This is a genomic window from Streptomyces sp. NBC_01446 (assembly GCF_026340095.1).
Taxonomy (GTDB): Bacteria; Actinomycetota; Actinomycetes; order Streptomycetales; family Streptomycetaceae; genus Streptomyces; species Streptomyces aureus.
The window spans coordinates 102,644-127,593 of sequence record NZ_JAPEPO010000002.1 but is presented as its reverse complement, the minus strand read 5'-3'; the positions used below and the strand labels follow the sequence as shown (position 1 = coordinate 127,593).

Here is a 24,950-nt window from a genome sequence, read left to right as displayed (position 1 = left end):
ACTTTGTCCATTGCGAGATGAAAGTACAACCGACTGCTGCGCAAGTTCTTTCGTGTTCGGCACCACGGTGCTACGGTCCTCTGGAAAGTCGCCCCCGAAGTTCCGGGTGTGCGTACGACTTCGTCGACGACGGGAGGGGCGGCGTGAGGCGTATGACGGCTCGACCGGCCAATGTCGACCAGGCCAGGCTGCTCCGCCTGCTGCGCGACCTCGGTCCGCAGTCCCGCGTCGCCCTGGGAGGCCAGGTCGAACTGTCGCGTTCCAAGCTCGCCGTCGAGATCGAACGGCTGCTGGAGACGGGCCTCGTCGTCCAGGACGGTCTCGCCGCTTCGCGTGGCGGCCGCCGCTCGCACAACGTCCGGATAGCCCCCTCGCTGCGCTTCCTCGGCGTGGACATCGGTGCCACCTCCGTGGACGCCGCGGTCACCAACGCGGAGCTGGAGGTGCTCGGCCACCTGTCCGAGCCGCTGGACGTGCGTGAGGGCCCGGTCGCCGTGTTCGAGCGGGTGCTCGCCCTGGCCGCCAAGCTGTGTGAGGAGGGGCTGGCGGAGCACTTCGACGGCGCCGGGATCGGCGTGCCGGGACCCGTCCGCTTCCCCGAGGGCGTCCCCGTCGCACCGCCGATCATGCCCGGCTGGGACGGTTTCCCCATCCGCGAGGTGCTGAGTCAGGAGCTCGGCTGCCCCGTCCTCGTCGACAACGACGTGAACCTGATGGCCCTGGGTGAGCAGCAGGCCGGTGTCGCCCGCTCCGTACGCGACTTCCTGTGCGTCAAGGTCGGCACCGGCATCGGCTGCGGCATCGTGGTCGCCGGCGATGTCCACCGGGGTGTCACCGGAAGTGCCGGCGACATCGGCCACATCCAGGTGGACCTGGACGGGTCGCCGTGCGCTTGCGGCAACACCGGTTGCCTGGAGGCGCACTTCGGCGGCAACGCCCTGGTGCGTGACGCGACCGCGCTCGCCGAGGCGGGCCGATCGGCGGAGTTGGCCGGGCGGCTCGAGGCGATGGGGCGACTGACCCCCGAAGACGTGTCGGCAGCCGCCGGAGCCGGGGACGCCGCCTCCCTGGAACTGATCCGCCTCGGCGGAACCCGTACCGGTCAGGTCATCGCGGGCCTGGTCAGCTTCTTCAACCCCGGCATGGTGGTCATCGGGGGAGGGCTCACCGGGCTGGGGCACACCCTCCTGGCGAGCATCCGCACCCAGGTCTACCGGCAGTCCCTGCCGTTGGCGACCGGCAACCTGCCGATCGTCCTCGGCGAGCTCGGCCAGGTCGCAGGCGTCGTCGGGGCCACCCGACTGATCAGCGACCACATCTTCTCACCGTCCTGACGCGCCAGCGCGGCCGGAATCCGTTCCCGCGAACGGACGCGTTCCCGTGTCCGTTCCCTGCGCCCACACGCATCCTTGAGGAGCGCCTATGGACAGTCAGAACGGCTCGCCCGCGATCGGGGTGGGCATGGTCGGATACGCCTTCATGGGCCGCGCGCACTCACATGCCTGGCGTACCGTCGCCTGCGCGTTCGACCTGCCCATGCGCCCGATCATGGCTGCCCTCGCCGGACGTGAGCAAGCGGCGTTGGAAGAGGCCGCCCGGCGTCAGGTCTGGGCCGCCACCGAGACCGACTGGCGGGCCTTGATCGCCCGCCCCGATGTGCAGTTGGTGGATATCTGCACCCCTGGTTCCAGTCACGCCGAGATTGCGATCGCGGCGCTGGAGGCAGGCAAGCACGTGCTCTGCGAGAAGCCGCTCGCCAACTCCGTCGAGGAGGCGGAGACGATGGCTGCTGCCGCCGCCACTGCCTCGCGTCGCGGCGTGCGTTCCATGGTGGGGCTCAGCTATCGGCGCACACAGGCGCTCGCCATGGCCCGTCGGCTGATCGTCGAAGGCCGCCTCGGCAGCCTGCGCCACGTACGTGCGCAGTATCTGCAGGACTGGATCGTGGATCCGGAGTTTCCGCTGGTGTGGCGGCTGCAGCGCGAGCACGCCGGCTCCGGCGCGCTGGGCGACCTCGGCGCACACATCGTCGACCTCGCCCAGTATCTCGTCGGGGAGCAGCTGTCGGGAGTGTCGGCCCTGACCGAGACGTTCGTCCGCGAACGTCCGCTGCGCGGTGTCCTCCGGGCTCGCGGCCGTCGTCGACGGTTCGGCGCCGCGCGGCCCCGTCACGGTGGACGACGCAGCGTTGTTCACCGGGCGGTTCCCCGGCGGCGCCGTCGCGTCCTTCGAGGCCACGCGGGTCGCCGCCGGCCGTAAGAACGCGCTGCGCATCGAGATCAACGGCGACCGCGGCAGCATCGCCTTCGATCTGGAGCGCCTCAACGAACTGGACTTCCACGACCACACCGAGGCGGCCGCGACGGCGGGCTTCCGCCGGATCCTGGTCACCGAACCCGACCATCCCTATCTCGAGGGGTGGTGGCCGGCCGGTCACGGACTCGGCTACGACCACACCTTCGTGCATCAGGCACGCGATCTGCTGCAGGCCATCATCGAGGACCGGGACCCCGAGCCGTCCTTCGCCGACGGGCTGCAGGTGCAGCGGGTGCTGGCCGCGGTGGAGCGCAGCGCCGAGAACGGCAGCGGGTGCTGGCCGCGGTGGAGCGCAGCGCCGAGAACGGCAGCGTGTGGACGCCCGTCGAGCCCGAGAAGGTCTCGCAGGAGAACCTGCCGCTGGCCTCCGGTGCCGACGACACCCTCGCGGTCGCTCCCTGACCGTGCTCCGCGAAGCCGGCCGCCCCGCGGCCCCACCGACGCCTCACCGACGCGTGGCCGGGACCGCATAGCCGGACGCCCGCAACCGATGTTCACGCTCCATCCAGGAAAAGGAGGATTCCAAGGAAACTCCTGATGGAAATCCGACCGGTCGAACAACTTTCATTCCCCGGCCGAAAAGGCCGGAGTCGACTCACCGGTGTCAGTCCGAACGGCAGTCGCCGGTAAATGCCGGGGCACATTCGACCATGCGCTCCGGTAATACCCGCCTGCCTCGGTACGGGGTTCGCGCGTCCTTCGCGTGAGGAGTCCCGCAAGTCGTCGGGCGCATGGCCTGCCGACCCTTACCGAACTCAAGCTTTCCAGGCCAGAGGTAGGAGGGTGGACGGTCCGGCATCCCGCCGCACCGGTGAACGCATACGAAGTCCCCGACATTCCAGCCGTGCGCCGTCACTCATTGCCCAAAACTGTTACACCCGTTGCCGCTTCCGGCCACGAAGGGCACGAGCGGTTCGCGAACCCTTTTCAAACAACGCTGTGAGAACTACCTTCCTCTCAGCCCTCCGGGCTACAGGAAGCGGACTGTTCCGGAAAACCTGCACGGACGCACGGACTCATCAGTAAACACCGACCGTCACCACAGCAGTTCCCCCGAGGAAAAGCGCCAGGGATCCACGACCGGCCTCAGACCCCGGATCCCCGCCCACGAAACGTGGCAGCCCTCAGGAGCCTCCTCACCGAGGTCGTCCGCGAGGAGCCAACTGATCAGCGAGATCGACAAGTCGACGAACCGCCATGTGGTCTTCGAGAGGCCGGCGCCGTGACCAAGGAGAACGTCGACCAGTACCTGCCCGGCGCCTTCAGCTGATCCAGCACCCCCGTCCCCGGAAATCAGGTCACGAAAGGTTGATGATGTCCCGTAGAGGTATCGTTGCGCTGCTGTCGGCGGCCGCTCTGGCCCTGCCGCTCGCGGCCACCAGCGTCACCACCGCACACGCCGCTTCACCGGCGTTCAAAGTGCTGGTGTTCTCCAAGACCACCGGCTACCGGCACGACTCCATCCCCGACGGCATCGCGGCCGTCGAGAAGCTCGGCCAGGAGAACGGCTTCACGGTGGACGCCACCGAGGACGCCACCCAATTCAACGACGCAAACCTGGCGAAGTACCAGTCGGTCGTCTTCATCTCCACCACCGGCGACCCGCTGGACCAGCAGTCCGAGAAGGACGCCTTCCAGCACTACATCGAGAACGGCGGCGGCTTCGTCGGCATCCACGCCGCCGCCGACTCCGGGTACACCTGGTCCTGGTACGGCGGCCTGGTCGGCGCGTACTTCCTGGACCACCCGTCGATCCAGCAGGCGACCGTGAACGTCGCGGGCCGGGGCACCCCCGCCACCAAGGACCTGCCGAACCGCTGGACCCGCACCGACGAGTGGTACAACTACCGCTCCAACCCCCGCTCCGCCGTGCGCGTCCTGGCCACGTTGGACGAGAGGACGTACAACCCGGTCGGCTACTCCGGCGGCTCGATGGGCGCCGACCACCCCATCGCGTGGTGCCACCCGTACGACGGCGGCCGGTCCTTCTACACCGGCATGGGCCACACGAAGGAGAGCTACACCGACCCGCTGTTCCTGTCGCACATTCTCGGCGGCATCAAGATGACGGCCGGTGCGGCGAAGTTCAACTGCGACCCCGAAAGCACCGACTGACCGGCGGTACCGTCTCCCGGCACGCCCACCGTGCCGGGGGCGCGCCGGGCACGCGGGTTCCCGCCAGTCCGTCGGCACAGCACAGCGAAAGGACCCACCTTGCCGTCGTCAACGACCGTGCGCCGCCTCACCGCACCGGTGAGGCCGGGCGCCGCCGCCCACGGGGCCTTCCGCCGCGGGCTGTTCGCCGGCGTCGGCGCCGTCCTCGGGCTGGCCCTGCTGGCGGGCCTGGTGGCCGCCCTGGTGGGGGCGGGGCGTACGGCCTCGGCCGACCCGACCCGGCAGTTCGCCGACTGCATCCGCGCCCAGGAAGCCGCCCGCAACGCCAAGCAGGTCAAGGCGCTCACCACACAGGCGAGGGACCTCGCCACACGCCTGATGCCGGTGCTCGGGCAGATGGAGACGGCGATGCCGCACGAAGGGCGCGCACCCAGGGCCGCGGGAGCCGCTTGAGGCCGGGCGGTGGAAGGCGGTGACGTCGGCGGCCGTCGCGGCCCTTGCCCACCCGCCGTCCGGGGACACCGGCTACAACGTGGCCCGTTCCGACTTCTCCGCGGCCGTCCGCGCGCTGGACGGCGCCGTGGACTCCTACCGGCTGGCCCTCGGGGCACCCCCCTCCCTGAAGAAGCGGCTCGTCGCGGCGGCGGCTTCGCAGCGGGATCAGGGCATCGACGTCAGGTCGATCGGAGCCACCGAACTCGACGCGGTCGACATCGACGCCGGCCTGGGGCACCAGCACGTCTTCCTGCAGGTAGCCCCCGACGGTCAGTCCTTGACGCCGGACGACGAGCCGGAGGGGAACCACAGCAGGTGACAGGGGAGAGCGACATCTTCAGCGAAGAACGAGGGTTCCGGGCGCGATCGCGCCCGGCCGACGGAGGTGACGAGATGCCAGATCAGCGCAGTCGCACGGGTATCTGGTTGGCGGGGGCGCGCGGATCGGTGGCCACCACGGTCGTCGTGGGCACGGCCGCTCTGCGGGCGGAGCTGGCCGGGCCGGCCGGATGCGTCACCGAGCAGCCGGGCTTCCCCGACGCCGGGCTGCCCGCCCTGTCCGACCTGGTCTTCGGGGGGCACGACGTGGCCTGCCCGCCGCTACCCAAGCGGGCCGAGCAGCTGGTCGCCGCCGGTGTGCTGCCGCACGGGCTGCCCGCCTGTGTCCACGACGACCTGGCCGCCGCCGACGCCGAGATACGCCATGCCCCTCTCCCTGACCGTGACATGAGCCAGTCGGACGTCGTCGAGGCGATACGGGCCGACATCGTTGCCTTCCGCGAGCGGCACGACCTCGCACGGGTGGTCGTCGTCAACGTGTCCTCGACCGAACCGGTCCTTGAGGCGCATCCGGCGCACCACTCGGACGAGGCCTTGAAGGCCGCGCCCCGAGGGTGGCCTTGAGCAGAGTCTCCCCGGTCTTGCCGTCGGCCCGCGCCTGGTGCACCGGCTTCTTCGACTGGTACAACCTCGCCCACCGGCACTCCGGAATAGCCTGACGTCTTCGGCCGGGAGTGCGACTTGGTGACGCCCAGGTTGTTCAGCATCTGTTCGCCGCCCGGGGCCTGCGAGTGCGGGCCTGGTCCGGCACCAACCTGCTCCATGCATACCCCCTTCGATGTGCACTTCGGCCTCGCCGACCAGCTCCGCGAGATGCGCGCCGACGTCCTCGCGGGCGGCGATCACGGCCGGCTGCTCCCACGTCGACTTCACCCCGTCGGCCGGCATGCGGATCCCGGCGCTCGAGGAGCTGGCCCAAGCGTCTACCGCCAGCACCCCGAACGATTCGTCCGCGCCGCCCCCGAACCCCCGAAACTCCCCGAGGCCGCCTGGATCAACAAGCCCGCCGACCTCCGACACGACGATCAAACGATCACGGCACAGGGATAGACCGCACTACCTGCCTTGATCGCGTTGACAGGTTCCGCGACGGCGATCGCATCTGGCTCTGGGACCCTCGATCCCGCACAGCCCTCAACACGGTCGTCAGCGATGCCTCGTTCGTCCCCTGGGACCCTGATTTCGCCGACCTGAACGCCTGCCGCTGACCCCTTGACGCGGCGCCCTCAGACCTCCGCCACAAAGTCCAGGAAGCGCGACCAGCGGTCCGGGCTCACGGCAAAGGCCGGACGGGTTACGTCCTTGGAGTCTCGTACGTGGACCGCCTGTTCTGTGACGGCTACTTCCACGCAACTGTCCCCCTGTGCACTGCTGTACCGATCGCCTGGAAGTTCCAGACCGGCTCGCAGTGGGTCCACCTGCCGGAGAAGTATGGCAACTGGCGAGGCGTCTATAACCGGCTGCGGATGTGGGCTATCGACGGTACGTGGGAGCGGGCCTTCACTGTGCTCATCGCGCAGGCCGATGCCGAAGGAGACGTCAACTGGGCCGTCTCGGTCGACTCCACCGTCGTGCGCGCTCACCAGCACGCGGCCGGGGCTCGCAAAAAGTGCCCCTATGGTTTTCGTCAAGCGGTGGCAGTGGCGGGCGGTTCGTAGAAGGTGCCGTCCCGGTGCATGGCGAAGAGGACGTCGATGCGGCGTCGGGCGAGGCAGACGAGGGCCGCGACGTGGTGTTTCCCCTCGCGTCGTTTCCTGTCGTAGTAGGCGCGTGAGTCCGGTTGTGACAGTGAGGCGAACGCGGCGAGGTAGAAGGCTCGTTTGAGCTGTCTGTTGCCTCGCCGCGGGGGGTGCTCGGCGCGTATTGAGGAGCCGGAAGGGCGGGTGGTCGGGGCAAGTCCTGCGTAGGCGGCCAGATGGCCTGCGGTGGCGAAGCCGCTGCCGTCACCGCATCCTCCTCGGATAGCCGCACGCTCCGTCACCACTGAAAGTGAGACACGGCCGTTAAATTGACACACCCCCGCGACATCTGCCCGATGCGCCGGTGATCAGCCAGTGCGGCAACTGCCGGGCTGACAACGGCTGACCCTGGCCCGGAACGCAGGTCATCGCAGAGTCAAGCGGGGATCAAGTCCAGACCAAAGTGGCGTATGGGTTGCGAATGCATCCGCTCCGGGTGACGGGTTTGACCGAAATTGTTCGTTGCGACGGCGTCTAGGGTGGCGGTGCCCGACTGTCCAGGCCGAGCTTCGAGGGGGAGGCGGTGATGAGCATGCCGCACGGTGAGCCGACCGCACCGCGCCGCTCGCGCTTGCTCGACTACATTGATGAGGCCCTGCCGTCACGCCCTGCGGCGGACAGAGAAACGGGCCCGAAACCGGGCGTCCCCGCGTACCACACCCCGGTCTTCGTACCGGCCCATCCTCGCTCCATCCACGCCACGAGTGCGGACGGCCGTGCGGTGAGGGTTCCGTTCATCACATACGAGCTCTTCGAGCATTCTGCCGGCGGCATCGTCGCCCTTGCTTTTACGACCTTGGACCGGCTTGTCGTGCTGCTTGGTGAATATCAGCCGTGGGTCGCCACCTCACTCGGCCCGCTGGCCGAGGCTATGGCCGAGCGTGAGGTGACCGTGCGGCTCGACCCGGCGGCGCTCGCCGGAGAACCCCACTGGCAGCCGGCCGCTCTGGCCGCTTACGCGCAGGAGATGTACTGATGTCCGGTGCCGGATACAGGGTCGTACTGAGCGACCTCACGTCGATGACCGGAACCTTCCACCGGGAAGCGACGCATTACCGGATGCTGCACCAGCACGTGTCGCCGCCGGTGGCCGATGGGGGTGATCCCGGGCTCGATCACGCGATCAAGGAGGTCGCCGATCTCATCCTCGCGCTGCACATCGGTTTCGCGGACCGGCTCGACGACCACGGCGACAAGGTCGCCTACGCGCGCGACTCCTTCCGGCGGCACGACATCGATGTACACGGTCTCTTCGAAGACCTGATGACGGGGGAGGGCTGAGGCTCCGATGGGTGACAGCTGGGTCGGCGGTGATGTAGGCGGACTGCGCACGATGGCCGACACGTACAAGGAAGCGAAGAAGCCGCTGGAGGACGCGGTCCGTCCGGTCTCTGACGCTGTCGAGAAGCTCGTTGGTGATGCTGGGTGGACGGGTGAGGCGGCCGAGAACTTCCGCGCCGCGTGGAGCGAGGACGCGCTGACCGCCGGCGCCTTTGCCACGCTGGTCAGCTCCGCAGGTGGCATCCTGGACACGCTCGCCGGTCATCTCTCTGCCTGTGAGACGGCGTTGCAGAACGCTGAGCACACCGCAACGCGCAGGGGCGTACCCATGGGCGAGAAGGGCGTGCCGAACGAGTTCGTGACCGCCGATCCGCCGAGCGTGGACGAGCAGAAGACGATCGACGCGTTCGGTGAGTACGACAGGGTGCGCCGGGAGATTCTGCACACAGCGCAGCATGCCCGCCTTGTGGCCGCGGACGAGTTGCGAGGGCTGTATGCGCAGGTGACCGGGAAGGTGTCGACGGGGGACAAAGTCACCATCGTCGATGCGTTGCGCGGTCTGTATGCCTACGACGCCGAGGACGCGAGGGCGCGGGGGAAAGACGCCCGCAATCTCATCGATGACGCCAAGGACGAGGCACGCGCCGCGAAGAAGGACCTGAAAGCGGAACGCAGGGCGTACCAGAAGGCGGGCAAGGCGCTGCCGAAGGATCTGCCCGCGAAGGGTGCGTACCGGGACGCGGTCATGAAGGTGGACTCCTTGGAGGACGCCATCGCCCGCGCCGACAATGGCAGCACGAAGCTGCCGTACGACCGGGCGCTGAACGTGAAGCTGGCCGATGCCGCAGATGCGCTGCGTGCCGGCCGGTCGCTCGAGGCCATGCCGGAGTTTCTCCGGGAGGTGCCGGTGGTCGATGTCGCCGCGGCGGCGGCCTGTGGGCTGGTAGAGGCGAAGGACGACCACGACAAGGGATGGTCGTGGCAGAAGTCCGTTGCGGTGGACGGGACCATCGCGCTGGGTGGTCTGGCGGTCGGAGCGGGTATCGCGGCCTCCCTCCCTGTCGACGGTGCCGTCGCGACGGCCGCGGTAGGGGTCGGGGCGGTGCTGGTTGCGACCAACGTCCTCGACCACAGTTTCCACGAGCATTGGAGCGAGGACATTCACGACCACGGTGTGGTCGGCGGTGTGCTGCACGGCGCGGGAAATGTGTTGTCGGAGACCGGGGACGATTTCAAACGCTACGGGGACGACATCAAGGATTGCGGAAAGGACCTCTGGCATGGCGTCACGAACTTCTTCTGAAGCCGGCGGCGCGTACGCCGAAGTCGAGATCCCGGCCCTGCCCGGGCTCGGCACAAGCTGGCACCGACGGAGTGTCGGTTACTGGTTGCGGCGGACGATCACCGGATTGCTGTGGCTCGCTCTCCTCTCCGGGCTCTACGCAGCCACCCTGGCCATGTACGCGGGGTTCTTCGACGAGGTTTCGGGCACCGTCCGTACCCTCGTGAACGCGGTGCTGGGGGTTGCTTCCTGTGCGGGTCTGGTGTGGGGGTGGGTGGCGCAGCGTCGGCGGCACCGTAAGGCCCTTCTGGATCCGCCCACTCCGGACCAGACATGGACGGCCAAGCGGCTTCGAGCCAGGCGCAACGTGGGCGTCACGTTCGGTTGGCGCAGTGCCATCATCCTCGCCGTGCCGGTCCTGCCCGCGCTCATGGCCTACACCATCGGCGAGCTTCTGGGCGTGCTCACAGTGCGGGAATCAGCTGCAGAGGCCGGCGCGCGGCGATGGCTGGAGACGGCCAGTACGGCCAGACCATCAGGCGGTTGACGACAGCGATGCTGGAGGCCCCGGACCGCGAGCTGCCCATGGTCTGCGTGGCGTGCCAGCCATTCGACCCGGCCTCGGAGCCCAAGGGTTGCGAAGGGCGTGCTTTGGCCGACCCGAGCGGGCGATGGGCGTGGAGCCGACGAAGGACACGGCCTCGAATCCCTGTCCTCGTCGGCCTTGCCTCTGTCGAACGGATCATCCTCGGCCGGCGTCCCCGGACGGGGTTCTTGCCGATCGTGGTGCTCGGGGTCGTTGGGTGCGTGGAGGATTGGTCTGACTGCTTCGACCCTGCCGAGTTGCGTATCCGTCTCGATGTGGCGCTGGAGGCGTGCGAGATCTGCCCGCCCGAGCAACTCGCCCTCAACTGCGGCTACTGCGTCCGGCACTTGTTCGAGAACTACGGGATGAAGGTCCCGCGGCGACTGATGAGCGACGAAGACGCCGTGAACCGCCTCGTCAGCCACCCGTACTTCCGGCCGCACGCGGCGTCGAGCGGGCGGTAGGGCACGTACGGGATGTCCTGCGCGCGGCACAGGTCGACGACGGGGTCGTACCGGTTCCCGCGAGCGGACCGCGAATCGCTGTACCGACGCACATGCGCACGAGCCGCTTCTCGGCGAGCGCCGCGTCCAGGCTGTCCTGGCCGAGGTCTGCGCGGATGGTTCCTGCGGCGGCGTGCGTGGGATCGAAGTGGCCCAACAGGTCGCGCAGCCGTGCGTGCATGCCCGGCTCTCCGTGGGCGAGCGCGACGGTGACGCGCTGCCCCACGTATGCCTCGTCCAGGCACGCGGCGATGTCCCGGTCCAAAAACCAATCGCGGTCCACCAGCAGGTCCCAGTAGGGCACGTGGGCCTGCCACGCCTTTGCGACCAGCTCCATGCGCCCGAGGATGGACACGCCCGCGGCCTCGATCCGGTCCAGGACAGCGTCGACCAGGTCGCGTTCCACGGCGTCCGGCTTGCACAGCACGACGGCCCACCGGTCGAAGTCGATGCCCCTGACCACACCGCCCGCCGGCGGCCTGCCGCTCACTTCGCTCCCTCCGCTCTCGCGCAGGCCTCCCACTTGTTCTCGCACAGCCAGCGCAGGCCCGGGTGCAGGCAGTCGAGGACGTCACGGCTGACGGTGTCGGTCTCGTCGTGTTTGATCTGCCGGTACACCTCGAACAGCAGCACCGCTTGCTGCCAGTAGGCATCGAGGTTCAGGCGGGCGATCTCGTCCGCGCTGTACTTCACGGTGTTGGTGCGCAGCAGCGCCTCGTGTTCCAGCATCCGCATGATCGTGTCGGGGCCGGTCGTCATCGACATTGCAGGGAACGGGAACGAGTGCGGAGCCCGGCGCAGCTCCGCCTCGTTCAGCACGCGCCGGACTCGGTCGACGTTGCACTCGTTCACGTGCGCCGAGCCGATGGTGTGGGTGCAGTGGCCCAGTTCCAGGCCGAGTTGGATGGCCGCGTACTCCTGGATCATCGTGAACGAGAACACGTCGGACAGCAGGCCGCAGTCCAGATCGTTGGCCCGCATGTGGCACACCATGTGCAGGCAGCCATCGCGGGCGAGCAGGTGGAGGCCGGCCAGGCACGCCATGTCCGGGTTGTCGGCGACGGCCAGTTCGGCGGCCGAGAACACGGGCAGGTACCCGCGTTTGCTGTCGGTCTCGGTGCGCAGCAGTTCCAGCACCCGCTCGAACGGGGACCATGTGTCTCCGACGGCGGGCGGATTGAACAGGGTGTGGCCGTAGGCGGAGCCGCCCAGGGTGACGCCGTCCTTGGAGCTGGAGCGCATCGACGGCGCGTAGTAGCCGATCATCTCCAGGTCCCGGCGGCCGGCCAGATACCAGAGCGCTTCGGCGAACTGGAAGACCGGGTTGGCCTTCCGCGCGGCGAGGTAAGGGAGGCGCTGTCGCGGGTTGGGCAGGCGGAAGCTGACGCCGATGACCTCGCGTGCGTCGTTGCCGCGGGCCGCGATGTTGAACTCGGGACTGTCGCAGGCCAGCCGTAGCAGATCAAGGTAGGCGCCCTCGACGGTGCGGTAGGTGGGTGCGGTGAGCATCATTTCTCCAGGTCAGCGGGCAGCCGAAAGCGGCTGTTGGACAGGGGTGTGCTCGGGGTGGTGGTGCCGCTCGGCGTTCCGCCATCAGCACAGGAACGCCGAGCGGGGCCTAGGTTGCGGGCGTGAGCTCCGCCAGGTCCACGGCTTCGAAGTCGGACAGCTCGCGGACGAGTTGGGAGGCGAGGAACCAGCGCAGCCGCGGGTCGCCGTAGGGGATCGGGGTGTCGTCGCCTGCCAGGACACGCACCCCGTCGCAGGCCAACGCGTGCGGGGTTCCGATCACTCCGTAGAGACGGTAGCGGCGGGCCAGGAGCGCGACGTGCCCCTTGCGGCCCAGGTGAGGACACCGGGCGGCGGCCAACTTCGCATGCTCGACGCAGACGGGCGGCTGCCAGGTACGAACAGGCTGCCCCAGGTCGCTCTGGGCGGTGTGCAGGAACAGGACGCCGGACCGCTCAGGCGCCTGGCGGCGCACGGCTTTGGTGCTCGCAAAGCACACCTGGCAGCGCAGGCGGAGCATGGTCTCCCGCTGCCGGGACGGGTGGACCAGCTTCCAGCGGGGATCTCCTGTCGGCAGTCGGTCGGCGCCGAGAGACTGCGAGACACGGGACCAGAGCACACCGTGCAGGTCACGGTCCTCGCGTTCCTCGTCCATGTAGGCGAGCCGCATTTGTCGGTCGTCTTCCATGCGGGCGCAGAGCATCAGGAAGCTCTCGGCTTCCTCGTTCCGGCGGAGGGTGATGTACGGGATAACGATGTCGGCAGAGGTGCTCATGCGGCACCTCGCTCGCAGGCGTGAGGGCGGTGCGGGGCGATGACCGTGCCGTTGGGCAGCAGCTCGCCGGTGTCGAAGAGCAGCACCTGGTTGCACAACAGGCTCCAGCCCTGTTCAGGGTGGCGCGCGATAGGGAGCGCGGCCTCCTTGTCGGAATCCTCGGCCGTGGGGCAGGGGGGCGTGTGCTGGCACATGCGCGTAGCTCTTCCTGTCGGTCGTGAGGTGGGGGACGGGGGGCCCTCTTCGGCGGGTGCCTACGGAGCCGCGGGGGAGCGGAGAAGGGCCGCCGAAGAGGGCGCCTGGGAGCCGCGCAGGGTGTCGGTGCGGAGGTTCGTGAGCCGAGACCCAGGCGCTCACAGGGCGCCCCGCCCCAGCGGCCGCATGGCCGCCCGCACGGTCTTGCTTGAGAAGTCCGGGGCGGCGGACCAGGAGATCGAAGCGCCTAGCTGCCGTGCCCGCCATAGGCCTTGTCCGAGCTCACCGGCGACGGCGCGCTCGAAGTCACGGAACGTGGGGTTGCGGTCGGTGGCGTCAATGAGAAGTTCACGCGTCTCGGTGACACTCAGGCACGCGTGCAGCTGTCTGGTGGCCCCGGGGGTGATGCCGTGTTCGAGCGCGTTGATGACGAGGACTCCCAGAACCTCAACGGCATCGAGCTGGCTACCCGGCCAGCCGAGCATCGTCAGCCCTGTCCGGCCCTTGATCCGCGCGACCTGGGGAGCGGTTGGGTCCGCGGGGACGAATAACGGGTACCGAGAGGTGATGACCGGCGTGGATTCCGCATCGAGTTGCATAGTGGTCCTTTGAGTCAAGGAATCGTGGGGTGTGAGGCTGTCGCCGGCGCAGGGCGAGAGGCATGGCGAACACCTCATGGGCGGGCGGAGATTCGGACGGCGCAGGAGTCAGACAGGGCACGGGGGTTGGCGACTGACGAACGCAAATACACGTTTGCCGCTCCCGTCCTCGTTGACGAAGAACCCCCAGGCGTCGGACTCGGCCGTCACGAGCCGCAAGCCGCGACCGCCGATCGAATCGGATGACGGGAGCCGAGGGATCGGCGGCAGGACGGAGTTGTCCTCAACCTCGATCGCTACGAATCCGCCTTGAGCGGCGAGAGTCAACACGATGTGCTCGGGCTTGGCCGACAGCGAGGAACCGCCAGCAGCGGTAAAGCCACGGGCACCACCGTGCTGTTCGGCGTTGGTGATCAACTCACTGACGATCAGCACCGTGCGGTCCAAGAGGTCAGCCAAGCCCCAGGCTTTGAGCCTGCTGCGGGTGAAAGAGCGGGCCGCTCCGGGAGCCTTGTCGTCCGAGATCAACGTCAGGCTCTCCTGGTACTCAGGGGCATCGAGCACCCTCTGCAGGGGCTGGATGGCTTCCACGACGCACCTCCATCACAGAGTCCGCCGGTGTCCGTCAAGGACTCGGCGGACGGTCGTCTCAGAAGCGTCGAAGCGGCGAAGGTTCGCGCTCAGTGCCCCGTTCGTCGGGAGCAGCCCGTCTTGACAGTTGATCGCCCGAGGGCCAGCGGCCTGCTGCCCGCCTGGGAGGGTGTGGGCACCGAGACCAGGTACCTGATTCGCTTCACCGAATTCTTCCCGGGCGAGGCCGAACACGACCGAGGTGACTGCAGGCTTCCGGTCGGTGATGAGCCACGTGCTGGACTCGAAGCAGACGAAACACTCGGCAGGGCCGAAGGCGATGTGCCAACCGCCGACCTGAACGCCGGGCAGGAGGCTCCCTTGCTCGTCGGACACCTCTGGTAGCTCAACCGCGATGGCCGCGGTGTCGATGGTGGTCACCGTGTCTCCGTCTCTGATTGGCCGGGTAACTCCGTGCAGATGGAAGGAACTTCTGGGCAACCCGGCCGAAGGAGGAGCCCTGATTATGGTGTCGGAACGGGCCGGGCAGCTGATGGTTAGTGAACCGCTCGTCACGCACAGTGGGTACGGTGAGAGGTAGTTGAAGCGGTATACGTGGTTTACAGCCCGGACGGGAGGCGAGCGTGGCGGCGCCGAGAAAACCCAACTCCTGCCTGCGTGAAGCCATCGAGGCGAGCGGTTGCACGTACGAGGCCCTGGCGAAGGACGCCCGGCGCATCGCGGCCGAGAACGGCGAGGTACTCCAGACCAACAAGTCGGCCGTCTCGCACTGGGTGAACGGAACCCGCCAGCCCACAGGCCGAACGGGCCAGTACCTCGCAGAAGCCCTGTCTCGCCGGGCAGGCCGCATCATCACCCAGACCGATATCGGCCTCCGGGCACCAGACGCAGAAGAGCCAGACGACCCGGATCCCGTCCTCGCCGCCACAGAGCTGGGCCGCGCCGACGTTGAACACCGCCGCTTCCTCGCGGTAGCTGCCTTCACCACGGTCGGCGTCGCCATGCCGCTCGCCTACGACCACGAGGCAACAGCCCGCATGCTCCGCGCCCGCACTGGAACATCCGTGGTAGGAGCCGAGGACGTAGACGTCGTACGCCAGATCACCGCAGCCTTCAGCGCGGCAGACGAACGACTTGGCGGCGGACACGGCCTGACCACGGTTACTGCCTACCTCGCCGACACCGCTGCTCCCATGCTCCGGGGCCGCTATGTGAGTGAAGCCTTACGACGAGAGGCCTTTGCAGCCGTCGCCGAACTCGCCTACCTGGCAGGATGGAAGCACCACGACCTCGGCCAGGAAGGCGCCGCCCAGCGCTATTACCGAGTCGGCTACCAACTCGCTTGCGAAGGCGACCCGCACGGCCATGCTGCCTGGATGATGCGCGCACTCGCCCACCAGGCCCTCAGCCTCAAGCAACCCCACCACTGCGTTGCCCTCGTCGAAGGCGCCCTACAGCGGGGGATCGGCTACGTCGACGGTCAGACCGAAGCCCTGCTCCACATCACACACGCCCGCGCCTACGCCGCTGTCAGCGAGAAGCCCGCAGCGGCCCGCGCCCTGCTCGCCGCCGAAAACACTCTCCTGAGGGACGACGGCCCTCAGCCCAGCTACTCCCGCGTCAGCGGCCCAGCCGCTGGCACCGTTGCCAGCCACACCGCCCGCACCCTCACAGACCTCGCCGACCACGTCGGCACCGAACAGCAGCACCGCGACGCCCTGGTCCGTTGGGACCCCGAGAAGTACAAGCGCGTCCACGCCCTCACCTACGCCGACCTCGGAGACAGCCTCGCCGCCCAGGGCCGTGCGGACGAAGCCGTCGCTGCCTGGTCCCAGGCCCTTACGCTCATGGAAGGCATGACCTCCGACCGAACCCGCAAGGCCATCACTTCACTCCGCTCCACCCTCACCGTCTACCAGCGCCGCAAAGTACCCGGAGCCGCTGGACTCGCCCGCCGCGCATGCGAAGCACTGGCCTAAGCTGCCCACCAACCGGCCGACGAAGGGACGCAACCATGGCTCAACCGCAGGCCGACGATCAACCCAAAGCCCTTAAGCCCGCCCTGGAATCCATGACCCTGCTGGTTGCAGCCGTCATCGTCCACGACAAGGCCACCAATAGAGTCGTCCTCCTTCAGCGCAGCCAGAACGCCAAATTCGCCCAGGGCATGTGGGACCTTCCCGTCGGCAAGCGCGAACCCGGCGAACCCATCACCGAAACCGCTGTCCGCGAGCTGTACGAAGAAACCGGTCTGGCGGTGAAGGCGGAATCCCTGGAGGTCGCCCACATCATCCACGGAGCCTGGGGCGTCGAAGCGCCCAACGGTTTCCTCACCGTGGTCTTCGTTGCCCATGACTGGACCGGGGAACCCGAGAACCGTGAGCCCCGCAAGCATGCCCAGGTCTGCTGGGTCGACGCTGGGGCCATTCCCGAGCACTTCGTGGACACCACAGCCAGTGCCCTTCAGCGGTACCTCTCTGCCGGACCGCAGGTTTCCCTGGACGGCTGGGAGTAGACCCTACCCGCTGCCAGACCGTGTTTCGGACGTGACCGGCGGCGTCCTGCACTGCTTGCTTTCGTTGTCGGTCATCTGGGCACTGATCTGCCCAGTGACGAGTTTCCGAGCGGCGGACGACGAGCAGTAGTGGCTGGCTGATGCGGCTGTGGCCCTTCCGTAGGTGAGGTATCCCTGCCGTCGGTGTGCTCGACACACGAGCGGCCGTTTTTCTGGCCCAAGTAGATTGATCACAAACTTTGTTGGGGCAGGGTCGGAGGGCTGGGAGATGGCTTTGGAGATCAAGCCGATCGGGGAAGTGGTCGAGGGCCGCATGGAGGTCGCTGATGACTACTGGGGTGGCGTCGAGTCGGTGATCCGCCCGTCCGTCCGCTGGGGCCCGCACTTTTCCGTGTACAGGGGCGGCGCTGCCCTCAGGGCAGAGCGTTCACGTGCCGTGCCCAGGAGTGGATCCAGTCAGCGTGCTCTGGGCTGCCCGCTGCGGGAACGGTCAGCAGCTTTTCGGGGCAGCGGTTGTTCGACGGCGTTGTGGTCGAAGGCGTCGGGCCACCGCTTGCAGGCGGCCTGACGGGAGATGCCGAGCGCCGCCTCGCCCAGCTCCGGGTACGCGGAGCTGGGCGAGGCCGGGCCGGGCGAGGGGCTCTGCAGTCAGGCGCTGCATCTCGCTTGTGATCTCGGAGGCGATCTCCAGGTGGGCGAGGTGTAGCTGCTTCACGGCCGGGGAGGTCGGGTTGAGGGCGTTCGGGCTGTGCGGGTGCTGCTCCGGGCCGATCCCCAGACGCCGATTCAGATCGTCATCATCGCCCTCCGTGAAGCCGAGGGTTGAGGACCGCAGGGCGCAGGTAATCGCCGGTACCGCGCCAGGCTGGCCAACGCAAGAATGCCTGCTCAGGCTGAGAGCTGTGGCCTTGACGGTTGAGGTCTCGTGGGCGGTGTAGGTGCGCTATTTTCGTGCCGCATGGAAGTCACATCCCCACTGCGTCAGGCCGTCCTTGCCCGGCTCGAGCAGGCACGGAACCTGCCCTCGATACCTCAGGCAATCACCGATGTAGCACTGGCGACGCAGCCGGAGTTCGATGCCGTGATCAACGCGGTGATGGACGCCGCGCCGAAATCCGAGCACCGCGACCTGTACGGCAAGGCTGATGGTGACTGGCTGCCCCGATGGTCTGTGCTCCTGGGCGGATCGGGACTGGGTGACGCAACCCGTCTGGTTGCCCAGGGGGTGACGGTGCCAGCGGAAGAGGTTGCGGACAGCTTCGTCGCCTCTTGCACGGCGCCCGCGCCGGCAGTGGAGGACTGGCTACTGCTGACCGGCGACCTTCCCGAGGGGACACGGATCCCGCTGGGCCGGTACACGTTGCAGACCTTCACCGCCGACGAACTGAGGCAGTTGGGCCCCATGCCTGCCCTCTACGACCTCCAGCCGGGCGGGCTCGACCTCCGTCTCCTGGCCGGCGCACCGTTCGTCCACGCCCCCGATCCGGACCGTGCGTCGGACCGCAGCGGCGCGCCGTGGTTCGATTTCACCGGCCCGCGGCCGGAAGCCTGGCACTGGAGGGCGCTGCTGCCGCTGATCCTGTGGAGCCCCGAACTCCTCCATGTCGATGCAGTGTTCGACGTCGACCGCGGCCGCGAGTTCGGACTGCACCAAAACCGCGTGCCCACCACCTTCCAGATCTACGAAGACCACGACGGCAGGCACGAGGAAGTCGAAGTCCGCGAGATTGGCTGCTTCCACATCACCCGGGTGGAACTCCCGCGCCTGCAAGCCTTCTGCACCGCCGTGGCAGCGAAGATCGACGCCGTCATGGATGGCACCACGAGTGGCCGAAGGCTGCCCAGGAGGCGCGCCCTGCGTCTCGAGCGCGCCGCCCGGCACCTGCTGCAGGCATACCAGCGCACCTACAGCGACGACGGTGTGTGGGAACAGGAGGTCGATGAGCTGCACTTGGACTACGTAATCGCGCTGGAAGCCCTGATGACCAGTCCCAACGACAAGCATGAGGGCATCAGCGAAAGGGTCCGGTCCCGCGCAGCCGCCCTGTTCCTTACCTCGTCCCTGCGCCAGCAGGTCGAGACAGTCGTGCAGGAGGCATACAGTGCGCGCTCCAAGTACGACGGCACGCGCAGGTCGCCGTGTTCGCGGGCGGCTCTCGCTGCGCATCTCGGCCGGCTGTCCCCGGGGACTCGCCGGTGCCGTTCGTGCGGCGGTGCCCGTGAGGTCGGTCGGTGGTGTTCACGTGGGAGTGGCTGCCGTGTTGCCGCCCGCCCAGGCGGGCGCCTCGGCAACAGGTCTGGGGGGCAAGCGGGTTGAGGCCGGCAGGGGCGGGCCTGCCTCGCCCTTCCGGGCGGGCGGGGCTGCCGGGCAAGAGGTGAAGGAAACGTGTTTATGATGTGTTAGGGGCTGTCCCGTCCGTCAGCGGAGGGGGCGTCTGGCCGCGCCGGAGTGCAGGCGGGGCCGCCGTGACCAGGGGGATGCATGAAGTACAGGCTGATCGGGCCGGAGAAGCCGGAGGGCGACTTCGACACGCTCGCCGAAGCCGAGGCCGCCGGGGCGGCGTTCTACCCCGAGGGCTCGCCGCTGGAGTGGAGCTCTCCGGAGCCCGGCCGCCACCTGCTGTGGTTCCTGCACCGGGACGAAGGCCTCAAGGTCGACACCCACTACCGCATCATCGAGGACTAATCCGCACGTGACGCTCGTATACCGGCGCGGCAGCAGCGAGGGCCTGCCTCGCGACGCCAGGGCCGAGGGGCACCTGGACGCCCTCAACTCCACCCCGACCGACTGGGTCACCGTCCTGCACGCAACTCTGGACCGGCGCGATGCGGGTCTGGGAAGCTACCTGACCACGACGGCTGGCACCGAGCACGCCCTCGCGGACCCTGCCTGGACACAAGGATCCGTGGGCAGCGCCGGCGCCTGGGAAGACGGCGACGGCACGCTCGTGTTCCACGATGGCCTGACCGACGAATATCACCACGCCGAGTTCTTCGTTCAGCGCCGTGCGCACCAACAACCGCACGTAGAGCCGACCATCGAGCTCACCCCGTCCTTCCTGTGGTACTTCGAGGCCGTCCCGCGCAGCGACGGCGGCTGGTACTACCTCGACGACGCGGGCCGCGACCAGGAACTCGTCCGTATCCGGCGCACCGAGACGGACCTGGAGATCGACATCGCCGCGCTGCCGTTGCGGCGCTACCTGGCCGCCCGCCGCCGCATCCTCGTCGTCCAGTACGACCGAGTCACCCGCCTCGCCGACGTGCCCGCCCCCAAGATCGACGCGACCGACCGCTCCAGGGACCGTCACTACGTCTTCCACAGCGGCGACATCCCAGGAGCCAGCAAACTTCCGGGGTTCGTCCGGCTCCTGGGCAAACACCTGATCCTGCCGCTGGCCGTGAAGCCGGCAGACCTCGGCCACCCCCACCCCCGAAACGAGCAGTACCCGCAGTTCACGATCGCAGTGGACGCGGCCACCGGACAGCCCGTCGTCTCCACCTGCGAACCCGACCAGCTGAGCGACTACTTCAACGACCGCGGCACCCCGCATTACCTCACCCCGGTCTACTTCCGCCGCGACGTCCTGCGCCGCTACGCCTCGGAACCCTCCCGCTACCAGATCGACAGCACCCGCCTCACCTGCCTGGGACTGTGGAGCATCAGCATCGGCCGCAACAAGGAGGGCCTCGTCGAGGCCTACCTCGGAGACCTCGGACGCGACCTGCCCAGCCCGGAGCGCTCCCACTGGCTCAGTTTCAACGAAGCACCGAACGGCGGGCCGGACGAGACCCGCTACCGGCGCGACATCCTCGGCCAGTGGTACGAGGGGCCGGTCAATCCTCTGCTCAGCCTGACCACGGCACGGCAGCGGTTCAGCACTGAGCTGGCCCGGATCACAGGGGAGGGGATCTACCGTCCCTGGGACGCCACCGACAAGACGGCATTCGACGGCCTGCACATGCCCACCAGCAGTGAGCAACAGGAAACGGACCACCAGATCCTCACCCTCGCCAAGGGCGTCATCGACTACCTCGACGTCAAGGTCATCCGCAAGCTCCCCGGCGCCGACCCCAAGGACACCACGATCAACTGCCTTGAGGCCTGGGTGAAAACCCTCGGCGCCGACCCCGAGCCGTCCACCGGACCCCTGCGCCTGCTCCAGGGCCTGCGCTCGACCGGGGTCGCGCACCCCCGCAGCAAGAACTGGCAGGCCACCCTCGTCCGCGCGGGCCTGGACAAGCTCCAACCCGACGCGCAGTTCATCAAGGTCGTCGAACTCACCGCCGCCGCGCTCAACACTCTCGCCGACCTCGCGTCCGCGAACTCGCAGCGTGCCGAAGCTTGATCGGCGGGACAGGGCGGGCCGCTCGACGGCAGGTCGTGCGGGAGGGTGTTGTACGAGTCGCCCCCGGCGGTGTGAGCGCGATGGGGCGGACCGGAGTCAGCAAGCAGCGTTCCGAGGTGAGCGGCGAGCGGACCGGGCAGGGTCCGCGACAAGGCGATGCGCCCGTCGGGCAGACGCACGGCGAGTGCCCTAGGCCGCGCCACGGGGCCGGTGTAGCCCACAACTTCACCATCGACGGAGTCGCTGTGACGCAGCTTCAGCCGCTTCGCGGCGGTCGCAGCCGGTACTGGTGGCAGGTGCGTTTGCGTCGGTCATGCCCCTCACCCGGCTTGTGGTGCGCCGTAGGAGAACTTGTACCCGGCGAAGTCGGCGACGTGGACGTACCCGATGCGCTGGTAGAGGGCATTGCTGGTGGGGTTGTCCGGGTCCGTGAACAGGACGACATCCGTCGCGCCCGCGGCCAGTGCTGCCCGGCTCGCCTCGACCGTCACGGCGCCCGCGTAGCCGCGGCCCCGGAGGTGGGCCGGGGTGTAGACGGGGTCCACCCGGACCATGCCGCCGACCATCGAGGTCACGGCCGCCATCGCGACGGGGGTGCCGTCCGGGGTCTCCCAGAACGTGAAGTGCCTGTCGCCGAAACGCGAGTCGTCCCAGGAGCCGGCGTCAATCAGGTCGATGGAGGGCTGCTCCCCGACGTCGACACAGAACTCACGGCACCAGTGCACGACTTGCTCACGGTCCTGCCCGCCCGTGATGCGTCCCCGGCTCTCCGGGCGCGGCTGCGGTGGGGTGAGCGTGCCGAGACGGTAGAGATGCGTCCGCCAGAAAGGCGGTACCGGCGCCGCGCTCGTGTGCCGCTGCCATGACTCGGCGAAAGCGTCGGCAGTGTCGCGGTCCGCGATGACGTGGGAGGGCGAGTGGCCGAGGCCGGCCAGGTGAGTGGCGAGGGCGTCGGTCTGTTCGACAGAGAGGGGGGTGAGGCCCAGGCGGCCGCCCGGAGTGAGATAGAAGACCGCGTGGACTTCACCTTCTGACTGCAGTCGGCCGAAGACGGGTGCTGCGGCGTCGTGTTCGGCCGCCCCGCGTATCCGCAGTTTCTCGATGTCCGTCAGTGGCGTGTTGTGCAGGGCGGGGCGCGAGCGCAGGAAGTCCCCGGCTCGGGATAGGAAGTCGTCAACGTCTTGGGCGAGGTGCCAGTCATCCGGGAGCATGCTTCATGATCCCGGATCTCTCCGGCACGGGGAGCACTTGCTCAATGCCTTTCAGGTTCGGCCGCGTGCCGCGGGTGGAGCGTGGGATCGGTGGGGGGCACCCAGTCCGTCCTGTGGGGCGGAGAGGTCCGCGAACGGTTCAACGCCCGGACCTCAACCTCGCCCGGTACATCAAGGACGGCACCGTCACCGACGCCGACAACGGCGAGTAGGGGAGTGGGCAGGCGATGAGCATGTTCGGGGACGGCCTGGACGCCGCGGTGCACAAGGCGTTCACTCGCCCGGCGCCCAAGAGCGCGCCCGCGCAGATGCGCTACCTGGTCAAGCAGTACAAGGGCACCGAGGCGGTCGCCCAGATGCTGCGGATCTCCCAGCGCACCGTCGAATGGTATGTGAAAGACCAGATCAAAAAGCCCCGCCCGGACCTCGCCGCACGCCTGGAGCGCGAGGTGAAAGCCCGCTGGCAGCCCCAGGTCCGGGCCAAGGCCCGCAAGAAGGCGGCAACTACCGGCGGCATCGTCATCGACACCCGAGCCCGCCTCGGCTACACCGCCATCGGTTCCACCGACCAGGATCGCATTCGGCACCTGACCGTCGCCCTGCCACCCCGCCATTCCGCCCGCCTCTTCGAGGCCCAAGAGGCCGGCGCCAGCGAACGTGAGCTTCAGGAGATCGCGGCCGAAGCGCTCAAGGAGGTCTACTTCCAGGACGGCGGCCGCCGCGCCGGAAGCCTCGAAGAAGTCCGGTTCACGGACGTCGAGCACCTCGAGTTCGATCTGTAGCAGCTATGTCTGGAATAGCCCGCGCTCCTGGACGTGATCCGGGTGACGTCTCAGTCCTGTGGCGGGTCAGGGTGGTGGGCGTGGATGGTCAGTCCGGTGATCCGGCCTGATTGGATGACTGGGCCGTGCTGTACGCCGCCGTTGATGTTGTTGTGTACGGTGCCCGGCCGCGCCACTTCGCTCTGGAGGTGCTGCAACCCTGTGATGAGGGTGCGCAGTTCGGCGCCGGAGACGGCTCGGACTTCCAGTAGATGCCGTAGGTATGCGTCCCACTGTTCGGCGGTGTCGCGGGCCAGGTGCGGATGACCTGCGGACTGGGCGGTGAGGAGCCGGGCCCGCGCGGCGTCCAGGCCGGTGATCGTGGAGTTGCCTGGATCGCTGCGTGAGAGGAACCGCCGCAGGAGCTCGCGGGCGTGCGTCCAGGAATCGGTGACCATGAGCGAGACCAGGGTGGTCGCTCCCGACGCGGTCAATGCGGCCAACTCGCTGTCCATGGTTCTCCTTCAAGTAGAGCTCGGACTCCAGGTGCTCGGCCGGCATCTGCGTCATCTGAGGTGTTCCGGCTCTTCCGGCTGGTCGTCCGCGTGGGAGGTGAAGGCTGCTGGAGGGTCGTAGCGGCGCAGGAGTTCATCGGCTGTCTCGTGTTTGTCCTGTGTCCTGATGATGTCGGCGATCTGCTTGGTGAGCATCCCCCGTCGGGCATCCCCGTCGGTGAAGCCCATGCCAGAATGGAAGGCTTCGAAATGGTCGGCGGTGGTCGGCTCCTGTTCGATGACGGGGGTCGAGGGCCCACTGGATGAGGGGATGAGGTCCTGAAGCCGTTCGGGGATGTCGGTGTCGTTGGCGGCCGACGTGAGTTGGGCAAGGAGACCGAGGTCTGACACGGAGCCCTTTCCAACCTGACGGCGTTGCCTGGAGGTTGGCGGCCTGTACGAACCGATGAAGCTCCTGGTAGACGGGTTCACGACCAAGATCACCCGTGCCGACCAGGAGCTTCGTGTGCTTGTCTATCCATCGGCGATCGATCTGTCCAGTGCCCGCCTGCGCCACCTCGCTGGGCATCTCACGGTTCGCCGTCGCGAGATCGGCACCCGGTGGCGCCGCGTCACGCCGGGCCGTCAGGCTCTGCTGGTCCTGGCTCATCTGCGATGCGGCGACACCTATGCCCAGCTCGCCGCCGTGTTCGGCATCGGGATCGCGACGGTCTACCGCTACGTCCGCGAGGCGATAGAGGTCCTGGCCGCGCTGGCTCCCAGCCTGGCCGAGGCGATGCGGACCGCGAGCCGCCTGGCCTTCGTGATCCTCGACGGGACGCTGCTGCCGATCGACCGGATCGCCGCCGACACCCCGTACTACTCCGGGAAACACAAACGCCACGGCATGAACGTCCAGGTCCTCACCGATCCCTTCGGACGGCTTTTGTGGGCCTCGCCAGCGCTGCCCGGTTCCACCCACGACCTGACCGCCGCCCGCACCCGCCGCATCGTCGACGCACTTTCTACGGCGGGCCTCAAGTGCTGGGCCGACAAGGCGTATCAGGGCGCCGGTGGCTCGATCCGGGTACCCTTCCGCGGCCGTCGCCTCAAGCGGTGGCAGCGCCGGCACAACAGCACACACGCCAAGATCCGCTGCCTCGGCGAGCAGGCCATGGCCACCCTCAAGGGCTGGCGCCTCCTACGGAAACTCCGGTGCAGCACCAACCGCATCACCGCGATCGTCCAGGCCGTTCTCGTCCTTCACCACGCGTCAGCGTGAGGTTGGAAAAGGC

General features: G+C 68.2%; 30 protein-coding genes and 2 pseudogenes. 20 read left to right on the top strand and 12 right to left on the bottom strand.

The genetic code is table 11. From position 1 onward, the window contains the following. Positions 1–152 precede the first annotated feature (152 nt). From OG456_RS37970 to OG456_RS37940, 7 genes and pseudogenes are all read left to right on the top strand, one after another. Entirely contained in the window at positions 153–1,334 is a 1,182-nt protein-coding gene (locus OG456_RS37970; protein WP_266569676.1) for an ROK family protein, read from the top strand. 127 nt (positions 1,335–1,461) lie between these two features. Next, a pseudogene (locus OG456_RS37965) lies at positions 1,462–2,578 on the top strand (Gfo/Idh/MocA family protein); the annotation flags it as partial. A gap of 1,049 nt (positions 2,579–3,627) precedes the next feature. Further along, complete coding sequence (locus tag OG456_RS37960) at positions 3,628–4,431, top strand: ThuA domain-containing protein (protein ID WP_323136426.1); 804 nt, start codon at positions 3,628–3,630, stop codon at positions 4,429–4,431. Between the two features lie 99 nt (positions 4,432–4,530). Continuing rightward, complete coding sequence (locus OG456_RS37955) at positions 4,531–4,884, top strand: hypothetical protein (protein WP_266569675.1); 354 nt, start codon at positions 4,531–4,533, stop codon at positions 4,882–4,884. A 19-nt stretch (positions 4,885–4,903) separates the two neighbouring features. Continuing rightward, a complete protein-coding gene (locus OG456_RS37950) occupies positions 4,904–5,245 on the top strand; it encodes a hypothetical protein (protein ID WP_266569674.1) in 342 nt (113 codons plus the stop codon). Positions 5,246–5,319: 74 nt separating this feature from the next. After that, positions 5,320–5,829: an inositol-3-phosphate synthase gene (locus tag OG456_RS37945; RefSeq protein ID WP_266569673.1), complete on the top strand. Its 510-nt coding sequence runs from the start codon at positions 5,320–5,322 to the stop codon at positions 5,827–5,829. A gap of 198 nt (positions 5,830–6,027) precedes the next feature. Continuing rightward, the gene (locus OG456_RS37940) at positions 6,028–6,315 is read left to right on the top strand and encodes a hypothetical protein (RefSeq protein WP_266569672.1); all 288 of its coding nucleotides are present in this window, start codon (positions 6,028–6,030) and stop codon (positions 6,313–6,315) included. 176 nt (positions 6,316–6,491) lie between these two features. On the opposite strand, the gene OG456_RS37935 is transcribed toward OG456_RS37940, so the two are convergent. Next, complete coding sequence (locus tag OG456_RS37935; RefSeq protein ID WP_266570720.1) at positions 6,492–6,662, bottom strand: DUF397 domain-containing protein; 171 nt, start codon at positions 6,660–6,662, stop codon at positions 6,492–6,494. Here OG456_RS37935 and OG456_RS37930 point away from each other — a divergent pair. Beyond that, entirely contained in the window at positions 6,582–6,923 is a 342-nt protein-coding gene (locus OG456_RS37930) for a transposase (RefSeq protein WP_266569671.1), read from the top strand. The genes OG456_RS37935 and OG456_RS37930 overlap by 81 nt on opposite strands. Here the strand turns inward: OG456_RS37930 and OG456_RS37925 are convergent. Beyond that, positions 6,893–7,213: pseudogene (locus OG456_RS37925) on the bottom strand (transposase); the annotation flags it as partial. The gene OG456_RS37930 and the pseudogene OG456_RS37925 overlap by 31 nt on opposite strands. A gap of 323 nt (positions 7,214–7,536) precedes the next feature. Between OG456_RS37925 and OG456_RS37920 the strand changes: the two are divergent. The 5 genes from OG456_RS37920 (at position 7,537) to OG456_RS37900 (ending at position 10,617) form a co-directional block, all read left to right on the top strand. Then, positions 7,537–7,980 carry an SAV_915 family protein gene (locus OG456_RS37920; protein ID WP_266569670.1) on the top strand — a complete coding sequence of 148 codons (444 nt, stop codon included), beginning with the start codon at positions 7,537–7,539 and terminating at the stop codon, positions 7,978–7,980. Continuing rightward, positions 7,980–8,285 (top strand): DUF6317 family protein, encoded by a 306-nt coding sequence (locus tag OG456_RS37915; protein ID WP_266569669.1) that lies wholly within the window; start codon positions 7,980–7,982, stop codon positions 8,283–8,285. Before OG456_RS37920 ends, OG456_RS37915 begins: the two co-directional genes overlap by 1 nt. Before the next feature lie 7 nt (positions 8,286–8,292). After that, the gene (locus OG456_RS37910; RefSeq protein WP_266569668.1) at positions 8,293–9,588 is read left to right on the top strand and encodes a WXG100 family type VII secretion target; all 1,296 of its coding nucleotides are present in this window, start codon (positions 8,293–8,295) and stop codon (positions 9,586–9,588) included. Next, entirely contained in the window at positions 9,566–10,114 is a 549-nt protein-coding gene (locus tag OG456_RS37905) for a hypothetical protein (protein ID WP_266569667.1), read from the top strand. The genes OG456_RS37910 and OG456_RS37905 overlap by 23 nt, the downstream gene beginning before the upstream one ends. Positions 10,115–10,374: 260 nt before the next feature. Then, positions 10,375–10,617 (top strand): hypothetical protein, encoded by a 243-nt coding sequence (locus OG456_RS37900; protein ID WP_266569666.1) that lies wholly within the window; start codon positions 10,375–10,377, stop codon positions 10,615–10,617. On the opposite strand, the gene OG456_RS37895 is transcribed toward OG456_RS37900, so the two are convergent. The 7 genes from OG456_RS37895 to OG456_RS37865 all read right to left on the bottom strand — a co-directional run bounded on the left by OG456_RS37895 (position 10,571) and on the right by OG456_RS37865 (position 14,745). Next, positions 10,571–11,146, bottom strand: coding sequence for a nucleoside-diphosphate kinase (locus OG456_RS37895; protein WP_266569665.1), 576 nt, complete (start codon positions 11,144–11,146; stop codon positions 10,571–10,573). The genes OG456_RS37900 and OG456_RS37895 overlap by 47 nt on opposite strands. Then, complete coding sequence (locus OG456_RS37890) at positions 11,143–12,168, bottom strand: thymidylate synthase (RefSeq protein ID WP_266569664.1); 1,026 nt, start codon at positions 12,166–12,168, stop codon at positions 11,143–11,145. The genes OG456_RS37895 and OG456_RS37890 overlap by 4 nt, the downstream gene beginning before the upstream one ends. A 106-nt stretch (positions 12,169–12,274) precedes the next feature. Beyond that, complete coding sequence (locus OG456_RS37885; RefSeq protein WP_266569663.1) at positions 12,275–12,940, bottom strand: hypothetical protein; 666 nt, start codon at positions 12,938–12,940, stop codon at positions 12,275–12,277. Further along, positions 12,937–13,134, bottom strand: coding sequence for a DUF5999 family protein (locus OG456_RS37880; RefSeq protein ID WP_266569662.1), 198 nt, complete (start codon positions 13,132–13,134; stop codon positions 12,937–12,939). Before OG456_RS37880 ends, OG456_RS37885 begins: the two co-directional genes overlap by 4 nt. A gap of 159 nt (positions 13,135–13,293) precedes the next feature. Then, entirely contained in the window at positions 13,294–13,734 is a 441-nt protein-coding gene (locus tag OG456_RS37875) for a hypothetical protein (RefSeq protein WP_266569661.1), read from the bottom strand. 108 nt (positions 13,735–13,842) lie between these two features. After that, positions 13,843–14,325 (bottom strand): ATP-binding protein, encoded by a 483-nt coding sequence (locus OG456_RS37870; RefSeq protein WP_266569660.1) that lies wholly within the window; start codon positions 14,323–14,325, stop codon positions 13,843–13,845. A gap of 12 nt (positions 14,326–14,337) precedes the next feature. Continuing rightward, positions 14,338–14,745 carry a hypothetical protein gene (locus tag OG456_RS37865; protein ID WP_266569659.1) on the bottom strand — a complete coding sequence of 136 codons (408 nt, stop codon included), beginning with the start codon at positions 14,743–14,745 and terminating at the stop codon, positions 14,338–14,340. A gap of 203 nt (positions 14,746–14,948) precedes the next feature. On the opposite strand from OG456_RS37865, the gene OG456_RS37860 reads away from it, so the two are divergent. From OG456_RS37860 to OG456_RS37840, 5 genes are all read left to right on the top strand, one after another. After that, complete coding sequence (locus OG456_RS37860; protein WP_266569658.1) at positions 14,949–16,304, top strand: helix-turn-helix transcriptional regulator; 1,356 nt, start codon at positions 14,949–14,951, stop codon at positions 16,302–16,304. A gap of 35 nt (positions 16,305–16,339) precedes the next feature. Beyond that, complete coding sequence (locus tag OG456_RS37855; RefSeq protein WP_266569657.1) at positions 16,340–16,840, top strand: NUDIX domain-containing protein; 501 nt, start codon at positions 16,340–16,342, stop codon at positions 16,838–16,840. Positions 16,841–17,798: 958 nt separating this feature from the next. Further along, the gene (locus tag OG456_RS37850) at positions 17,799–19,157 is read left to right on the top strand and encodes a HEPN domain-containing protein (protein WP_266569656.1); all 1,359 of its coding nucleotides are present in this window, start codon (positions 17,799–17,801) and stop codon (positions 19,155–19,157) included. A gap of 165 nt (positions 19,158–19,322) precedes the next feature. Next, a complete protein-coding gene (locus OG456_RS37845; protein WP_266569655.1) occupies positions 19,323–19,526 on the top strand; it encodes a hypothetical protein in 204 nt (67 codons plus the stop codon). A 7-nt stretch (positions 19,527–19,533) separates the two neighbouring features. After that, on the top strand, positions 19,534–21,189 hold the full coding sequence (locus OG456_RS37840) for a hypothetical protein (RefSeq protein ID WP_266569654.1): 1,656 nt from the start codon (positions 19,534–19,536) through the stop codon (positions 21,187–21,189). Positions 21,190–21,509: 320 nt separating this feature from the next. Here the strand turns inward: OG456_RS37840 and OG456_RS37835 are convergent, their stop codons facing one another. Further along, a complete protein-coding gene (locus OG456_RS37835) occupies positions 21,510–22,400 on the bottom strand; it encodes a GNAT family N-acetyltransferase (protein ID WP_266569653.1) in 891 nt (296 codons plus the stop codon). 227 nt (positions 22,401–22,627) lie between these two features. On the opposite strand from OG456_RS37835, the gene OG456_RS37830 reads away from it, so the two are divergent. Next, the gene (locus tag OG456_RS37830) at positions 22,628–23,182 is read left to right on the top strand and encodes an XRE family transcriptional regulator (RefSeq protein WP_266569652.1); all 555 of its coding nucleotides are present in this window, start codon (positions 22,628–22,630) and stop codon (positions 23,180–23,182) included. 50 nt (positions 23,183–23,232) lie between these two features. Here the strand turns inward: OG456_RS37830 and OG456_RS37825 are convergent, their stop codons facing one another. Beyond that, positions 23,233–23,676, bottom strand: coding sequence for a hypothetical protein (locus tag OG456_RS37825; protein WP_266569651.1), 444 nt, complete (start codon positions 23,674–23,676; stop codon positions 23,233–23,235). A 51-nt stretch (positions 23,677–23,727) separates the two neighbouring features. After that, positions 23,728–24,066 (bottom strand): hypothetical protein, encoded by a 339-nt coding sequence (locus tag OG456_RS37820; RefSeq protein WP_266569650.1) that lies wholly within the window; start codon positions 24,064–24,066, stop codon positions 23,728–23,730. A gap of 115 nt (positions 24,067–24,181) precedes the next feature. On the opposite strand from OG456_RS37820, the gene OG456_RS37815 reads away from it, so the two are divergent. Continuing rightward, positions 24,182–24,937: a transposase family protein gene (locus tag OG456_RS37815; protein ID WP_266570719.1), complete on the top strand. Its 756-nt coding sequence runs from the start codon at positions 24,182–24,184 to the stop codon at positions 24,935–24,937. Positions 24,938–24,950 lie beyond the last annotated feature (13 nt).

Bases quoted from the DNA above. Each gene is read 5' to 3' on its own strand.
- OG456_RS37970 (WP_266569676.1), top strand. From the start codon at position 153: ATGACGGCTCGACCGGCCAATGTCGACCAGGCCAGGCTGCTCCGCCTG.
- OG456_RS37960 (WP_323136426.1), top strand. From the start codon at position 3,628: ATGATGTCCCGTAGAGGTATCGTTGCGCTGCTGTCGGCGGCCGCTCTG.
- OG456_RS37945 (WP_266569673.1), top strand. From the start codon at position 5,320: ATGCCAGATCAGCGCAGTCGCACGGGTATCTGGTTGGCGGGGGCGCGC.
- OG456_RS37940 (WP_266569672.1), top strand. From the start codon at position 6,028: ATGCATACCCCCTTCGATGTGCACTTCGGCCTCGCCGACCAGCTCCGC.
- OG456_RS37920 (WP_266569670.1), top strand. From the start codon at position 7,537: ATGCCGCACGGTGAGCCGACCGCACCGCGCCGCTCGCGCTTGCTCGAC.
- OG456_RS37915 (WP_266569669.1), top strand. From the start codon at position 7,980: ATGTCCGGTGCCGGATACAGGGTCGTACTGAGCGACCTCACGTCGATG.
- OG456_RS37910 (WP_266569668.1), top strand. From the start codon at position 8,293: ATGGGTGACAGCTGGGTCGGCGGTGATGTAGGCGGACTGCGCACGATG.
- OG456_RS37905 (WP_266569667.1), top strand. From the start codon at position 9,566: ATGGCGTCACGAACTTCTTCTGAAGCCGGCGGCGCGTACGCCGAAGTC.
- OG456_RS37890 (WP_266569664.1), bottom strand. From the start codon at position 12,168: ATGATGCTCACCGCACCCACCTACCGCACCGTCGAGGGCGCCTACCTT.
- OG456_RS37885 (WP_266569663.1), bottom strand. From the start codon at position 12,940: ATGAGCACCTCTGCCGACATCGTTATCCCGTACATCACCCTCCGCCGG.
- OG456_RS37880 (WP_266569662.1), bottom strand. From the start codon at position 13,134: ATGTGCCAGCACACGCCCCCCTGCCCCACGGCCGAGGATTCCGACAAG.
- OG456_RS37875 (WP_266569661.1), bottom strand. From the start codon at position 13,734: ATGCAACTCGATGCGGAATCCACGCCGGTCATCACCTCTCGGTACCCG.
- OG456_RS37855 (WP_266569657.1), top strand. From the start codon at position 16,340: ATGGCTCAACCGCAGGCCGACGATCAACCCAAAGCCCTTAAGCCCGCC.
- OG456_RS37850 (WP_266569656.1), top strand. From the start codon at position 17,799: ATGGAAGTCACATCCCCACTGCGTCAGGCCGTCCTTGCCCGGCTCGAG.
- OG456_RS37845 (WP_266569655.1), top strand. From the start codon at position 19,323: ATGAAGTACAGGCTGATCGGGCCGGAGAAGCCGGAGGGCGACTTCGAC.
- OG456_RS37835 (WP_266569653.1), bottom strand. From the start codon at position 22,400: ATGCTCCCGGATGACTGGCACCTCGCCCAAGACGTTGACGACTTCCTA.
- OG456_RS37830 (WP_266569652.1), top strand. From the start codon at position 22,628: ATGAGCATGTTCGGGGACGGCCTGGACGCCGCGGTGCACAAGGCGTTC.
- OG456_RS37825 (WP_266569651.1), bottom strand. From the start codon at position 23,676: ATGGACAGCGAGTTGGCCGCATTGACCGCGTCGGGAGCGACCACCCTG.